Source organism: Comamonas aquatica NBRC 14918 (assembly GCF_000739875.1).
Taxonomy (GTDB): Bacteria; Pseudomonadota; Gammaproteobacteria; order Burkholderiales; family Burkholderiaceae_C; genus Comamonas; species Comamonas aquatica.
In genome coordinates this window covers 52,397-66,943 of the sequence record NZ_BBJR01000022.1, presented here as the reverse complement: position 1 = coordinate 66,943, position 14,547 = coordinate 52,397, and the positions used below count along the sequence as shown (strand labels likewise).

At 65.3% G+C, this 14,547-nt stretch carries 10 protein-coding genes and 1 riboswitch; of the genes, 3 read left to right on the top strand and 7 right to left on the bottom strand.

Features of this window, described 5'->3' with window-relative positions; translation table 11 throughout:
* Positions 1-289 precede the first annotated feature (289 nt).
* From CA2_RS02475 to CA2_RS02465, 3 genes are read right to left on the bottom strand one after another with little or no spacing between them, the layout of a single operon-like run.
* Positions 290-1,099, bottom strand: a complete 810-nt coding sequence (locus CA2_RS02475) for an alpha/beta fold hydrolase (protein WP_042412260.1) — start codon at positions 1,097-1,099, stop codon at positions 290-292.
* A gap of 57 nt (positions 1,100-1,156) precedes the next feature.
* Positions 1,157-1,579, bottom strand: coding sequence for a GNAT family acetyltransferase (locus tag CA2_RS02470; protein WP_081888839.1), 423 nt, complete (start codon positions 1,577-1,579; stop codon positions 1,157-1,159).
* A 5-nt stretch (positions 1,580-1,584) separates the two neighbouring features.
* Positions 1,585-2,883, bottom strand: coding sequence for an O-acetylhomoserine aminocarboxypropyltransferase (locus CA2_RS02465; RefSeq protein WP_042412256.1), 1,299 nt, complete (start codon positions 2,881-2,883; stop codon positions 1,585-1,587).
* 344 nt (positions 2,884-3,227) lie between these two features.
* On the opposite strand from CA2_RS02465, the gene CA2_RS02460 reads away from it, so the two are divergent.
* The gene (locus tag CA2_RS02460; protein ID WP_042412253.1) at positions 3,228-3,695 is read left to right on the top strand and encodes a CBS domain-containing protein; all 468 of its coding nucleotides are present in this window, start codon (positions 3,228-3,230) and stop codon (positions 3,693-3,695) included.
* 97 nt (positions 3,696-3,792) lie between these two features.
* Here CA2_RS02460 and CA2_RS02455 read toward each other — a convergent pair whose 3' ends face one another.
* Entirely contained in the window at positions 3,793-6,006 is a 2,214-nt protein-coding gene (locus CA2_RS02455; protein WP_042412251.1) for a sensor domain-containing protein, read from the bottom strand.
* A 93-nt stretch (positions 6,007-6,099) separates the two neighbouring features.
* Here CA2_RS02455 and aroC point away from each other — a divergent pair, with 93 nt between their 5' ends.
* Positions 6,100-7,197: a chorismate synthase gene (aroC, locus tag CA2_RS02450; RefSeq protein WP_042412249.1), complete on the top strand. Its 1,098-nt coding sequence runs from the start codon at positions 6,100-6,102 to the stop codon at positions 7,195-7,197.
* Between the two features lie 162 nt (positions 7,198-7,359).
* On the opposite strand, the gene nrdR is transcribed toward aroC, so the two are convergent.
* The 3 genes from nrdR to CA2_RS02435 form a co-directional block, all read right to left on the bottom strand.
* A complete protein-coding gene (gene nrdR / locus CA2_RS02445; protein WP_042412247.1) occupies positions 7,360-7,809 on the bottom strand; it encodes a transcriptional regulator NrdR in 450 nt (149 codons plus the stop codon).
* Positions 7,810-7,821: 12 nt separating this feature from the next.
* Entirely contained in the window at positions 7,822-9,066 is a 1,245-nt protein-coding gene (gene glyA / locus CA2_RS02440; protein ID WP_042412245.1) for a serine hydroxymethyltransferase, read from the bottom strand.
* Positions 9,067-9,101: 35 nt separating this feature from the next.
* A riboswitch (ZMP/ZTP riboswitch) is annotated at positions 9,102-9,260 on the bottom strand.
* Positions 9,261-9,364: 104 nt separating this feature from the next.
* Positions 9,365-10,213 (bottom strand): lytic transglycosylase domain-containing protein, encoded by an 849-nt coding sequence (locus tag CA2_RS02435; RefSeq protein WP_042412242.1) that lies wholly within the window; start codon positions 10,211-10,213, stop codon positions 9,365-9,367.
* A 527-nt stretch (positions 10,214-10,740) separates the two neighbouring features.
* On the opposite strand from CA2_RS02435, the gene CA2_RS02430 reads away from it, so the two are divergent.
* The gene (locus tag CA2_RS02430; protein ID WP_169741440.1) at positions 10,741-14,448 is read left to right on the top strand and encodes a DUF748 domain-containing protein; all 3,708 of its coding nucleotides are present in this window, start codon (positions 10,741-10,743) and stop codon (positions 14,446-14,448) included.
* Positions 14,449-14,547: the final 99 nt, after the last annotated feature.

Here is a 14,547-nt window from a genome sequence, read left to right as displayed (position 1 = left end):
TCCCGAAGGGGGAGCGCCATCGGGTAAGTTCTGCACGCGGTCTTGTGCGGATAGCACCAGTGCCCGCGGCGCGCCAGCGCTTCAAACACCTCCCGCGTTTGTGCAACGCGGCGGCGCAGAGATCCTGGGCAGGCGCCCAGGACGCCGGCACCGCAAACAACCGGATCCTGCCAGCGCCGACCTGCCCGTGGCACACGGGGGCGCCATCAGGCACTTGGCCACCCCAGACCGCGCCACCGGTCGGCCTGGCCGGCCGCAAGGCATGGCGCGCAGCCCAGGGCGTGAAGATTCAGGACGCCAGAAAATCGCGCACCGCAAACAGCGTCGCGTCCGGTGACTCCGTCATCTGGTTGTGGCCGTGCGGGATCATCTGCACCGTGACCGCCTTGCCGGCCGCCTGGGCGGCCTGGATCAGACCCTTGGCGGCCTTGGGCGGCGTCATCTGGTCCTGTTTGCCCAGCACGAACAGCACCGGGCAGGTGATGGCCGCCATGGCCGCTTCGCCGCCGGCATAGTTGTCGCAGGCGGTGAAGCCGGCATGCAGCAGGTTGGTGTCGGCATTGCTGGCCAGCACGCGGCGGCCCAGGGCCATGCCGGCGCCAAACACCCAACTGCCCGCGCCATTCGGCGGTGCCAGCGTGGCGCGCGAGAAGGTGTTGACCATCTGGATGGCCTGCTCGGGCGTGTTCAGGGCCGACGCCAGCAGCGCGGGCGAGACCTTCATCGGAAAGGCCGTGCCCACCAGCACCAGGTGGCTGATGCGTTGTTGCAGGCGCGCCGCGGTTTCCATGGCGATCAGGCTGCCCCAGCTGTGGCCGACCAGGGCGGCGTGCTGCAGCTCCGCGGCATCCATCAGCTGCGCGATGCTGTCCGCGGCGGCTTCGACCGACAGCGGGGGCGTGCCGCCGCTCCTGCAGTGGCCGGGCAGGTCGAGGGCCAGCACGTTCCAGCCGTGGTTGGCCAGGTAGCGGCTTTGCAGCGCCCAGACGCTGTGGTCGCACAGCACCCCGTGGATCAGGATGGCCGTGGGCTTGGTGGCATCGAAGGCCTTGCCGCCGGTGTAGGCGTAGAGGGGGGCGTTGTTGACTGTGAAAAACATAGCTGTCTCCGCAATGTGGATAAGCGCCAGAGGCTGTTTTTATGAGAATTTTGGGGCTCAGGTGTCGGCAATCAGCCGCTTGCCCAGGCACACGCTGTGGTCGTGCACATAGCCCAGGCTGGCGTAGAAGGCGAGGACGGCGTCGTTGCCGGCGCGCACCTGCAGGTTGAGCTTGGGGCAGCCGCGCGCGGTCAGCATCTGCTCGGCCAGCTGCACCAGGCGGCGCGCATGGCCCTGGCGCTGCAGCGACGGGTGCACGGCCAGGTAGTTGATCCAGCCGCGGTGCCCTTCGTAGCCGATCATGATCGAGGCCATGACCGCGCTGTCCGCGTCCGTGCCCACCAGGAACATCTCGGGTTGCACCTGCAGCTTGCGGTCGATGTCCTGGTACGGATCGTTCCAGGGCCGCGTCAGGCCGCAGGCCTGCCACAGCTGGACCGTGGCCTCGGTATCGGCGGGCGCGAACGCGCGGATCTGCAGCGCCATCAGGCCGCCTTCTCCGCGGCCTTCAGCGCGCGCTTGAGGTCGTCGATCAGGTCGTCGGCGTCTTCCAGGCCGATCGACAGGCGGATCGTGCCCTGGCCAATGCCAGCCTGGGCCAGTGCCTCGTCGCTCATGCGGAAGTGCGTGGTGCTGGCGGGGTGGATCACCAGCGAGCGGCAGTCGCCCACATTGGCCAGGTGGCTGAAGACCTTCAGCGTTTCGATGAACGTCTTGCCCTGGTTGCGGTTGCCGGCAATGTCAAAGCTAAACACCGAGCCCGCGCCGCGTGGCAGCAGCTGCTGGGCCAGCGCGTGGGACGGGTGGCTCTCCAGCATGGGGTGACCCACGCGGCTGACCAGCGGGTGGCTGGCCAGGAACTGCACCACCTTCTCGGTGTTCTTCATGTGCTTTTCCATGCGCAGCGGCAGCGTCTCGATGCCCTGCAGGATCAGCCAGGCGCTGTGCGGACTCATGCAGGCGCCGAAGTCACGCAGGCCTTCGCGGCGCGCGCGCAGCAGGAAGGCGCCGACGGTGCTTTCCTCGCTGAACACCATGTTGTGGAAGCCGTCGTAGGGCTGGGTCAGCTCAGGGAAGCGCCCCGATTTTTCCCAGTCAAAGCGGCCGCCGTCAACGACGATGCCGCCGATCACCGTGCCGTGGCCCGACAGGAACTTGGTGGCCGAGTGGTAGACGATGTCCGCGCCATGCTCGAAGGGCTTGATCAGCCAGGGCGAGGTCAGGGTGGAGTCGACCAGCAGCGGCACGCCGGCTTCGTGGGCAATCGCGCTGACGGTGGGAATGTCCAGCACATCGAGGCCGGGGTTGCCCACGGTTTCGCCGAAGAACAGCTTGGTGTTGGGGCGCACGGCGGCTTTCCAGCCGTCGATGTCACCGGGCTTCACAAACGTGGTCTCGATACCGAAGCGCGCCAGCGTGTAGTGCAGCAGGTTCTGCGAACCGCCATACAGCGCCGTGCTGGCCACGATGTGGCTGCCCGCGCCCATCAGCGTGGCGATCGACAGGTGCAGCGCCGCCTGGCCGCTGGCCACGGCAATTGCGCCCACACCGCCTTCGAGCGCCGAGACGCGCTGCTCCAGCACCGCATTGGTGGGGTTGGAGATGCGGCTGTAGACATGGCCGGGGCGTTCCAGGTTGAACAGGCTGGCCGCGTGGTCGCTGGATTCGAAGACGAAGGACGTCGTCAGATGGATGGGCACGGCGCGCGCGCCGGTGGCGGGGTCGGGCTGGGCGCCCGCGTGCAGGCTGAGGGTGTCGAAGCCGGGATCGGCGTAACCGGGCATGAAGCGTCTCCAGATCAATCAGGAAAATGCCGAACATGCTGGCACAGATGCGCGCACGGAGCAGCCAATTGGGCGACCGGGCGACCTGCGGAAAACCCTGAGACCCCACCCCGCACGCAGGGGCGCGGCGTGGTTGAAAAACCATAGCTGCTGGCGCGCCAGTTGGCGGTGTTTGCTGTGCTTGGGGGGTCATTCCAGAGCGTGGGTAAGCGTGGGTAGCTATTTTTTGTGTAGCGTGGATGTCCGCCGTGTGGCAGATCCGGCCCGCGCTGCCCTGGATGTGGGCTATATTGCGCCACAGGCGCCGCCGCAGGCTGCGGCAGCCATTCCTGGAGAGACAAGACATGAAAGTGAGCGACATCCTGCGCCTCAAAGGCAGCACCCTGTATGTGGCACAGGCCGACGATGCCCTGGCCGATGCGGTGGCGGTGATGGCGGAAAAAGACATTGGCTCGCTGGTGGTCATGGAGCACGGCGACGTGGTCGGCATGCTGACCTTCCGCGAGGTGATCCAGGCCACGGTCAAGAACGGCGGCAGCCTGGGCACGACGCGCGTGCGTTCGGCCATGGACGATGCCCCGCTGACCTGCACCATGGAGACCGAATTGGACGAAGTGCGCCGCATGATCTTGGACCGCCACGCGCGCTACATGCCGGTGATGGACAAGCGCATGTTGATGGGCGTGGTCAGCCTGTACGACGTGGCCAAGGCCGTGGTGGACAGCCAGAACTTCGAGAACAAGCTGCTCAAGGCCTACATCCGCGACTGGCCGCAGCAAGAGCCCAGCGATTCGCAGGACCAGGGCCGCTGAGCCCTGGCGTGTCCGCGCTGGGCGCGGTGCGGCATCCCCGAAAAAAAAGCTTCCCCACGGGAAGCTTTTTTCATGCCCGCCGCACGATCCGCAGGCCTCAGTCGTTGGGGTGGGACAGCGGTGCAGCAGCGTGTCGCTCGGCATGCTGCTGCACCCAGGGGCCGATGTCGGTGGCCGGCATCGGCTTGGCGAAGCGGTAGCCCTGCAGCACGGGGCAGCCGTGGCGCGCCAGCCAGTCGGCCTGCTCCTGCGTTTCCACGCCCTCGGCGACCACGGTCATGCCCAGGCTGGTGGCGATGTTGAGCACTGAGCGTGTCAGGGCGCTGGCGGCACTGCTGACGGTCACATCCTGCACAAAGCTCTTGTCGAGCTTGAGCTCGGAAATCGGCAGGCGGTGCAGATAGCTCAGGCTCGAGTAGCCTGTGCCGAAGTCGTCCATGGACAGGCGCATGCCCATGGCGTGCAGCGTCTGCAGGTTGTTGAGCGTGGCGGGGCTGCTGTCCAGCATCACGCTTTCGGTGATCTCCAGCATCAGGTCCTGGCCGTTCAGGCCATGGCGCAGCAGGGTCTGCTGCACTTGCATGGCGAAGTCGGGCAGGTGGAAGTTGTTGGTGGACAGGTTGATCGACACGTGCGGCATGGGCACGCCCTGGGCGCGCCAGGTGGCCAGTTGGGTGCAGGCCGCGTCAATCAGCCAACTGGTCAGGGTGTGGATCAGGCCCGAATCCTCGGCCACGGCGATGAAACGCGGCGGCGGCACCCAGCCCCATTCAGGGTGCTGCCAGCGGGCCAGCGCTTCTACGCCGTACAGCCGTTGCGCCCCACTGCTGCAGATCTGGGGCTGGTAGTGCAGCTGCAGGCCGCCGGCGGCCAGGGTGGTGCGCAGCTCGCGCTCCATGTCGGCGCGCTCCTGGCTGATCTTGCCCATCTCGGGGCGGTAGCGCTCCCAGCGCTGGCTGCCCTGGCCCTTGGCGGCATACATGGCCTGATCGGCGTGGCGCAGCAGGGTTTCGATGTCGGTGCCGTCCTCGGGGTAGGTACACACGCCGACGCAGGCGTTGGGCGTGGTCATCACGCCGTTGATGCTGAAGGGCTCGGCAATCGCATCCAGCATGCGCTGCGCCAGAAAGCGCATTTGGTCGGGGGCGCAGTGCGGCATCAGGACCGCGAATTCGTCGCTGGACAGGCGCCCGACCACGTCTTCGGGGCGCGTGCAACCGCCCAGGCGGTCGGCAATTTCGCGCAGCAAGGCATCGCCGGCGGCGTGGCCCAGGCTGTCGTTCCACAGCTTGAAGCGGTCCAGGTCCAGGAAGAACAGCAGGCCCTGGTGGCCACGCATGGCGTGCAGGGCCTGCTCCGCACACTCGTTGAACATGGTGCGGTTGGGCAGGCGCGTGAGCGTGTCGTAATATGCCAGTTGCCGGATGCGGTGCTTGCTGGCGTCGCGCTCCATGGCAACGGCGCACAGGTGCAGGCAGGCCAGCACCAGCTGGCGGTGCAGCTCGTTCGGGCTGCGCGGGGTGTCGAAGTAGAAGTCCAGCGTGCCGACGACCCGGCCTTCGTGGTTCTTGATTGGGTTCGACCAGCAGGCCTGCAGGCCTGCGCTGGTGAACAGGGTGGCGACGGCGCCCCAGTGCGCATCCTCGGCAATGTCGGGGGTCATCACTTCATGGCCGAGGTAGGCGGCCGAGGCGCTGGCACCGTGGTCGGGGCCGGAGCGCACGCACTTCATGAGCTCCAGCACCTGGGGCGCGATGCTGGGTGCAGCCAGCGGGTTCAGCAGGCCGCTGGCGTCCACGTCCATGACGCAGACCTTCAACCGGGGAATCATCTGCTCCAGCGTGCCGCACATGTCGTGCAGCAGGTTGGCCAGGGGCTTTTCCATGACCACGTCTTCCAGCATCTGGCGCTGCAGAGCTTCGAAGCGTTTGGTGAAGCCGATGTCGGTCAGCACGATGACCTCGGCCGTGGTGCCGACCTTGGGGAAGGGCTGGCGGTTGAGGGTGTTGACCGTGGCCGCGACCCACAGGGGGCTGCCGTCTTTGCAGCGCAGCAGCAGCTCGCCCGTGTAGGCGCCGTGCTGCTCCAGCTCGTCGCGGATGTGGGGCGCCAGCTCCGTGTCCTGTCCCAGCAGCTTTTCCAGCGGCCATGCATCTTGCATGTCTTGCAGGCTGTAACCCAGCAAACGCGTAAAACCTTCGTTGACATGGGCCACGCGCAACTGCTTGTCGGTGACGAGCCAGGCACTGTTGCTGCTGTGTAGCGCTTGTAACCAGTCCGCAGTGGGGGTGGCTGGTGTCAAGATGGTCATCAAGCGGCTTCCTTGAAAAATTTCTCAAATAGTAACAAGCTGTGGAAGCCACGCCAAGGCGTGACGGGTTGCGCATGCATAATTCAGCGCACTATGAGCGGCAATACCTTCGGAACTCTTTTCACCGTCACCAATTTTGGCGAGTCGCATGGCCCAGCGATCGGCTGCGTTATCGATGGCTGCCCCCCAGGGCTGCCCTTGACCGCGCAGGACATCCAGGCGGACCTGGACCGCCGCCGTCCCGGCACCAGCCGCCATGTGACGCAGCGCCAGGAACCCGACCAGGTGGAAATCCTCTCGGGCGTCTATGAGGGCGTGACGACAGGCACTCCGATTGGCTTGCTGATCCGCAACACCGACCAGCGAAGCAAGGACTACGCCAACATTGCGCAGAGTTTTCGCCCCGGGCATGCGGACTATGCCTACTGGTACAAGTACGGCGTGCGCGATCCGCGCGGAGGCGGACGCTCGTCGGCCCGCCTGACGGCCCCCACCGTGGCGGCCGGCGCGGTGGCCAAGAAATGGCTGAAGCAGAAGTTCGGCACCGAATTCCGTGCCTGCATGACCCAGATCGGGGAGCTGCCCATCGGCTTCGAAAGCTGGGAGCATGTGCCGCACAACCCCTTCTTTGCGCCCGTGGCCGATGTGCAGGCGTTCGAGGACTACATGGATGCGCTGCGCAAGTCCGGCGACAGCTGCGGCGCCCGCATCCGCGTGCAGGCCACGGGCATGCCCGTGGGCCTGGGCCAGCCGCTGTACGACCGGCTGGATGCCGACATCGCCTACGCCATGATGGGGCTGAATGCCGTCAAGGCGGTGGAGATCGGTGCCGGCTTCGGCAGCGTCGCCCAGCGCGGCACCACGCACGGTGATTCGCTCAGCCCCGAGGGTTTTCGCAGCAACCACGCCGGCGGCATCGTCGGCGGCATCAGCACCGGCCAGGACCTGGAGGTGAGCATCGGCATCAAGCCGACCAGCTCCATCCTGTCGCCGCGCGAGTCGATCGACGTGCATGGCCACAGCACGGAAGTCAGCACCAAGGGCCGGCACGACCCCTGCGTGGGCATCCGCGCCGCACCGATTGCCGAGGCGCTGCTGGCGCTGGTGGTCATGGACCATGCGCTGCGCCACCGCGCGCAATGCGGCGATGTGCAGTGGACGGTGCCGCCGATTCCTGCGGCAGCGCCCTGAGAGCTGCGAAAAAGATAGCTGTTAGCGCTGAGTAAATCAGTGGTTCAAGGTCTTAATGGTCTGAAATGCTGAATCCTGGCGCGCCAGCAGCTCTCTTTTTCGATCCGCTGAAGATAAAAAAGGCCGCATGCAGCGGCCTTTTTTCATGGGGAGGCATGGGCTTCAGGTGCGCACTTCGTCCACCAGCAGCTTGAAGTCGTCAATGTCCTCGAAGCTGCGGTAGACGCTGGCAAAGCGGATGTAGGCCACCTTGTCCAGCTTGCGCAGCTCGTGCATCACCAGCTCGCCGATGCGGCTGGAGGGCACTTCGCGCACGCCGGCGGTCAGCAACTGCTCTTCCACGTGCTCGATGGCCGCATCCACCTGGGCGGAGGCCACGGGCCGCTTGCGCAAGGCCAGGGCAAACGAGGCCTGCAGCTTGTCGCGGTTGTAGTCGATGCGCCGGCCGTCCTTCTTCACCACGGTGGGAAAGCTCACGTCGGGGCGTTCGTAGGTGGTGAAGCGCTTGCCGCAGCTCAGGCACTGGCGGCGGCGGCGGATGAAGGCCCCTTCCTCGGCCACACGTGTTTCCACCACGGCGGAATCAGGGTGGCTGCAGAACGGGCACTTCATGCGGTCACCGGATTACTGGTAGACGGGGAAGCGGGCAGTCAGCTTAGCCACTTCGGCACGCACGCGCGCCAGATTGGCCTCGTCGTTGGGGTTGTCCAGCACGTCGGCCACCAGGTTGGCGGTGATGCGGGCTTCCTCTTCCTTGAAACCACGGGTCGTCATGGCGGGGGTACCGACGCGGATACCGCTGGTCACCATGGGCTTTTCGGGGTCGTTGGGGATGGAGTTCTTGTTGATGGTGATGTGGGCGGCACCCAGGGCAGCTTCCGCAGCCTTGCCGGTGATGCCCTTGGCACGCAGGTCCACCAGCATGACGTGGCTCTCGGTGCGGCCGGAGACGATGCGCAGACCGCGGGCGGTCAGGGTCTCGGCCACGACCTGGGCGTTCTTCACGACTTGCGCTTGGTAGGCCTTGAACTCGGGGGTCAGGGCTTCCTTGAAGGCCACGGCCTTGCCGGCGATCACGTGCATCAGCGGGCCACCTTGCAGGCCGGGGAAGATGGCGCTGTTCAGCGCCTTCTCGTGTTCGGCCTTCATCAGGATCACGCCACCGCGGGGGCCGCGCAGGCTCTTGTGGGTGGTGGTGGTGACCACGTCGGCGTGGGGCACGGGGTTGGGGTACACGCCGGCGGCAATCAGGCCGGCGTAGTGGGCCATGTCCACCCACAGGATGGCGCCGACTTCCTTGGCGATCTTGGCGAAACGCTCAAAGTCGATGCGCAGGGCGTAGGCCGAGGCGCCAGCGACGATGATGCGGGGCTTGTGTTCACGCGCCAGCGCTTCCATCTTGTCGTAGTCGATAGCTTCTTCGGCGTTCAGGCCGTAGGACACCACGTTGAACCACTTGCCGGACATGTTCAGGGGCATGCCGTGGGTCAGGTGGCCGCCTTCGGCCAGGCTCATGCCCATGATGGTGTCACCGGGCTTGGCAAAAGCCATCAGCACGGCCTGGTTGGCCTGCGAGCCGGAGTTGGGCTGCACGTTGGCGGCTTCCGCGCCGAAGAGTTGCTTGATGCGGTCGATGGCCAGCTGTTCCACCACGTCCACGTTTTCGCAGCCGCCGTAGTAGCGCTTGCCGGGGTAGCCTTCGGCGTACTTGTTGGTCAGCTGGGAGCCCTGGGCTTCCATCACGGCGGGCGAGCAGTAGTTCTCGCTGGCGATCAGCTCGATGTGCTCTTCCTGGCGGTGGTTTTCAGCCTGGATGGCCGCAAAAACTTCGGGGTCGACGATCTCGACGGTATTGGTGCGTTGGAACATGGTTTGGCAGTCCTGTGAACTTGTATTCCCTTGAAAAGGGCTGCCCAGGCGAACGGCTAAGACGCCCGATCAGTCTGGGCGGTACGCTCCCCGGTGGTTGGCACAGGGTCGGCAAGCCGCCCTGTACAGCGATTCCACGTCAGTGCGGAGCCCGGAAGGCGGGCGCGCACCTATCGCCAGTTGCGTACCCTGCAAGTGTAGCCCAGGCCACCGGGCCCGGAAAACAACACAGCGCAAGCACCGCGTCGGCGCTGGGCCATTGCGGGTGCTTGCGCTGCGGGCGCGATCCAGGCGGGGATTACAGGTTGGAGCTGCGCGCCAGGGTGCCGTCGTCGTGCACGTTGCTGGCGGCCACGGCCTCCGTGGCCTGGGCGGCTTCCGGGGTGATCAGACGCTTGGCCACCAGGGCCGGGCGTGTGGACGTGGTGGGTGTCGATGTGCCCGCGACTTGGCGCAGGCGGCGGTGCTCGGCCATCACCTTGGAGGCGTAGCCACCGTCGGAGTTCAGGTTGGCGGCGCCGACGTAGTACTTCAGCGCCCCTTCCACGGAGCCGGTGATGCGGATGTAGTCCTTGAGGATGGCCACGCCCACGCGCAGATTGCTCAGCGGGTCAAATGCCGCATGGTTGCCACCGAAGTTCTCGTACTTGTCGGTGTGGACCTTGGTCATCACCTGCATCAGGCCTTGCGCGCCGACCGAGCTCTGCGCAAACGGGTTGAAGCTGGACTCCACCGCCATGATCGCCAGGATCAGGGTCGGGTCGATCCGTTGCTGCGTGCCCAGCTCGAAAGCCTCGGCCACGATGGCGGCAATCGGCTCGGCCGCGACCTTGTACTTCTTGCTGATCCAGTAGGCGACCGCGGCCTGCTCCTTGGGCAGCTCTTTGGGGTTGGCCGCTGTGGTGCGCTCGATGGCTTCCGGTTCGGGCGTGTAGCCGACCACGGCCACATGGCGCTCTTGCAGCCAGTCGCGCAGCTGGGCTTCACCCTGGGTGCGCAACTCGGGCTTGGCCACGAAGGCCACCACGGCAAAAGCAACCGCCAGGCCGATCAAGGCGAAGCTGTTGTGAATGATTTCTAAAAAGCCTTCGGTGACATCCGACGCAAAGGTGCGTACGGCGCCCACCCAGTTTCCCGGCTTGGACATGGCGTTTCCTTTCTGGAGGCTGGGGTGGAGTGCCCGTAGGGGCGTTCCTGCGCGCCAGCCTGAGATCCGATAGCTACTGTTTCATGCGCTTACTCAGCGCCTCGAGGGCATGAACATCCCCAGGCGGGGATTGAAGTAACAACGATTGACAATCTTGCGATTTGAAGAGGGCGGATTCTAAATTTGCTCCAAATTACCAGTCAATACTTTAAAAGTAGTTTTTTATTACTTTTGGATCTTATTTGGCGATGTGGAATGCGGGCTACAAGCCGTAACTGCCTGTAAAAGCTGGGTTTGCGGCGTTTGTCAATGCCTTGGGCGCTATCAAACTGGGGGTGTGCTTATTTGATTTTTAAATTCATCAATCTGTTTGATAGTTGAAATATTTGAGAATGGCGCTGGATATGACAATTGATGACGTATCCCTGCTTGGATCAGTGTTAATTTTTTGGCGGGCTTCACCGGGGCGCCGGCGCGCGCGTTAAGGTTCTAGCAGGGCATCACCTATGTACGGAGCAGGTTTAACAATGACAAATACACAAGCACGGCCGGGGATGGGGATGGGGCGCAAGCTGGCGGTGGCCGCGGGCGCCGTGGTCTTGGTTTGGGGCGGGCTCTGGCTGGCCTTGCCCGGTGTGATCGCACGGCAGGTGCAGGACAAGGCCACTGAAGCCTTGGGGCGCACCGTGACCGTGCGCAGCGTCGAGGTGTCGCCCTGGTCGCTGGCCGTGGCGGTGCGGGGGCTGGAAGTGGCTGGCTTGCCGGGTCAGGCGCCCGCACTTTCTATAGAGCGTCTCTATATCAATGCCTCCGCCACCAGCCTGTTGCGCTGGGCGCCGGTGCTGGATGCGCTGGAGCTGGACCAGCCCGTCGTGCGCGTGCGCCAGGATGCCCCCGGCCACTGGGACTTTGCGGATGTGCTGGAAAAGCTGCAGCAGAACCCGGAGCCCAAGGACCCCGAGGCGGGGCTGGTGCGCCTGGCGCTCTACAACATCCAGATCCGAGACGGTCGCGTGGAGCTGGATGACCAGGTCGCTGGGGTGCAGCACAAGATTGAAGCGCTGCAGATGCAACTGCCCTTCATCAGCACGCTGCCTTCGCAGCGTGAGGTGAAGGTACAGCCCCAGTTGTCCATGCGGCTGAATGGCAGCGAGCTGGCCACCCAGGCGGTGGCTACGCCCTTTGATGAGGCGCATCGCGCGCAGGCCAAGCTGCAGATTCAGCAGTTTGATCTGGCGCCGTATGCGCCTTATCTGCCGGCCAGCGTGCCGGTCCAGCTGCAGCAGGGGCAGCTGGATGCCGAGCTGCTGGTGGCCTTCGAACAGGTCGAGCAACCGACGGTGCAACTACAAGGCAGCACGCTGCAGGTGTCCAACCTGCAACTGCAAGACCGTGCGGGCCAGCCATTGGCGGGGTGGTCGCAGCTCAAGGTCGAGCTGGGCGATACGCGCCCCTTGCAGCAGCAGGTGCGTGTGGCGGCGGTCAGCCTGCAGCAGCCTTTCGGGCATGTGCATCGCCGGGCGAATGGGGGATTCTTGCCCGCACCCGCACCCGCACCCGCACCCGCACCCGCACCCGCACCCGCACCCGCACCAGCGGTGGTGCCGGCTGTGGCTGCGACGGATGCTGCACAAAGCATAGCTGCCAGCGCTGAGTGGAAGCTGCTCATCGACCGATTGGATGTGGAAGGCGGTTGGGCCAGTTGGCGCGATGAGATGGGGCAGGTCGGGGCCGCCTTGCGCGTCGACCAGTTGCAGCTGCAAGCCCGGAATCTGGCATGGCCCATGGGGAGCGACGCCCAGTGGACACTGGCGGCGCAGCTGCAGGGGGAAGACCGCGCTGCGCGCGGCAGCCTGCGCAGTACCGGCAGGGGGGGTATCGACCGGGGGCAGGCCTCGGTGGTGGTGGACAAGTTCGATGCCCAGGCGGTCCAGGCCTATGCCCGGCAATGGATCAAGCTGCCGGTGGGCGGCCTGGCCTCGCTGACGGCCGACGTGACTTGGCAGTCTGGCCAGGTCCAGGCCACGGTGCCGACACTGGCCGTGGAGTCGGTGGCACTGGGGCGTGCGGCCGCGCCGGAAGTGGCGTGGACTGGCTTGCAACTGCGCAACCTGCAACTGGATACGGCCCGGCAGCAAGTCCTGGTGGAGCACGTCGGGCTGGAGGCGCCACGGGCCCGGGTGCAACGCAATGCCCAGGGCCGCTGGATGTATGAGCAATGGCTGCAGCCCGTGGCCGGGGCGCCGGCCAAGGGGCGCGAGACGGTCACATCCCCGGCCGGCAAGCCCTGGCAGGTGCTGGTGCAAGACATGGAGCTGGCTGCCGGGCAGGTGGAGCTGACGGATGCCTCGCTGGGCGACATGCCGCTGGCGATCCGCTTGTCGGACGTGCAGCTGCGCATGCAGAACCTGGACAGCGTCAAGGGCACGGCCCAGGCCAAGCTGTCGGCGCGCATGGCCGAGCGCACGGGGCGCGGTGGCTGGGGCAAGCCGGGATCCTTGTCCTACGACGGCGATGTGCAGCTGGACCCGTTGATGACCAAGGGCCGGGTCCAGGTCAACGCCTTGCCCTTGCAGGCGTTCGAGCCGTACATGGCGCCGCATCTGAATGTCCGCCTGGTGCGTGCCCTGGCCAGTTTTGATGGCACGGTGCAGTTCGCCCAGCGCTCCAAGGGGCCGCAGCTGCAGCTCCAGGGTCAGGGGCGGGTGACGGATGTGCACGTCCAAAGCCTGCTGGGGGATGCGCAAGCGGCCCACGCCGTCCAGGGGCCGCATGCGGCGGCCGCCCTGGCCGCCGAAGACCTGCTGCGCTGGAAGCAACTGCGCCTGCAGGGGCTGCGTGTGAACCTGCAGCCGGCGCAACCACCGCACATCCAGGTGCACAGCACCGAGTTGCAGGATTTCTTTGCACGGGTGGTGGTGTTGCCGGAAGGGCGGCTGAATTTGCAGAATCTGGTGAAGACGGCGCAGTCCGAGGGCGTCGCCGCCGCTGATGCGGTTGCTCCAGCCCCTGCGGAGCAGGCCCCAGCCGCCAGTGCCGCGCCCGCAGCGCCGTCGGCGCGCATCGACATGGGGCCGATCACCTTGCAGGGTGGGGTGATCAAGTTTTCGGACTTTTTCATCCGCCCGAACTACACGGCCGACTTGACCGCCCTGCAAGGCAGTTTGGAGGCCTTTTCCTCGCAACCAGTCGCCCAGGGCGAGGCGCCTGCCCTGGCCAAGCTGACTTTGGACGGGATTGCACAAGGCACGGCGCAGTTGCACATCGATGGACTGATCAACCCCCTGGCCCAGCCCTTGAGCATGGATGTGCGTGCCCAGGTACAGGGGCTGGATCTGTCGCCACTCACGCCTTACGCTATTAAATATGTGGGGCACGGGATCGAGAAGGGCAAGTTCAGCATGGATGTGCGCTACCAGGTGCAGCCCGACGGGCAGCTCACGGCGTCCAACCAGCTGGTGCTGAACCAGCTCACCTTCACGGATCCGGTTGAGGGGGCGCCAACGTCCTTGCCCGTGCGTCTCGCGGTGGCGCTGCTGGCTGACAGCCACGGCGTGATTGACTTGAACCTGCCGATCAGTGGCTCGCTCAACGACCCGCAGTTCCGCATCGCACCCGTGGTGTTCAAGATCATCGGCAACATCATTCGCAAGGCTGTGACGGCACCGTTCAGCTTGCTGACGGGGGCGTTTGCGTCCGAGGATGACAAGAGTGACATCGCGTTCGAGCCGGGGCGCGCCAGCCTCAATGCCCAGGCACAGAGCAATTTGCAGCAATTGGCCAAGGCCATGAACAGCAAGCCGCAGCTCAAGCTTACCCTGGTTGGCCAGGCCAATGGCGCCACGGAAGCGGAGGGCTGGAAGCGTGCCCAGCTGGAGCAGTTGATGAATGGCCCCAAAGCCGAATCCGATGACGAGGCGCCACCCGAGCGCAGCGACAAGCAGAAGCTGGCGGCCCTCAAGCAGGCCTATCGCAACACGGTCAAGGACCGTCCACGCAACATGCTGGGCTTGCCCAAGGACTTGCCCGCCGAGGAGATGCAGGCCCTGATCCTGCGGGACATGGTGATTCCCGCCACCGCCTGGCCGGATCTGGCCGCCGCGCGCGCCCAGAACGTGCGCGATTACTTGTTGACCCAGGGGGTGGATCCTGGCCGCGTGTTTCTGGGCAACGCGGAAACCAAGGCTGCCAACCCGGCGACCCCTTCGGTGTTATTGAACATTTCTGTCCAGTGATACTTTGGGTCTTTGCAATTAGCGGCGAAAATACACGCTAACCAGCGCGCAAGCTGGGAGTGCAGCTTGCGCGCAAGACAAAGCCCTTCATACCTTTGG

Coding starts and splice junctions, on each gene's coding strand:
- CA2_RS02475 (WP_042412260.1), bottom strand. CDS start 1,099: ATGTTTTTCACAGTCAACAACGCCCCCCTCTACGCCTACACCGGCGGC.
- CA2_RS02465 (WP_042412256.1), bottom strand. CDS start 2,883: ATGCCCGGTTACGCCGATCCCGGCTTCGACACCCTCAGCCTGCACGCG.
- CA2_RS02460 (WP_042412253.1), top strand. CDS start 3,228: ATGAAAGTGAGCGACATCCTGCGCCTCAAAGGCAGCACCCTGTATGTG.
- CA2_RS02455 (WP_042412251.1), bottom strand. CDS start 6,006: ATGACCATCTTGACACCAGCCACCCCCACTGCGGACTGGTTACAAGCG.
- aroC (WP_042412249.1), top strand. CDS start 6,100: ATGAGCGGCAATACCTTCGGAACTCTTTTCACCGTCACCAATTTTGGC.
- nrdR (WP_042412247.1), bottom strand. CDS start 7,809: ATGAAGTGCCCGTTCTGCAGCCACCCTGATTCCGCCGTGGTGGAAACA.
- glyA (WP_042412245.1), bottom strand. CDS start 9,066: ATGTTCCAACGCACCAATACCGTCGAGATCGTCGACCCCGAAGTTTTT.
- CA2_RS02435 (WP_042412242.1), bottom strand. CDS start 10,213: ATGTCCAAGCCGGGAAACTGGGTGGGCGCCGTACGCACCTTTGCGTCG.
- CA2_RS02430 (WP_169741440.1), top strand. CDS start 10,741: ATGACAAATACACAAGCACGGCCGGGGATGGGGATGGGGCGCAAGCTG.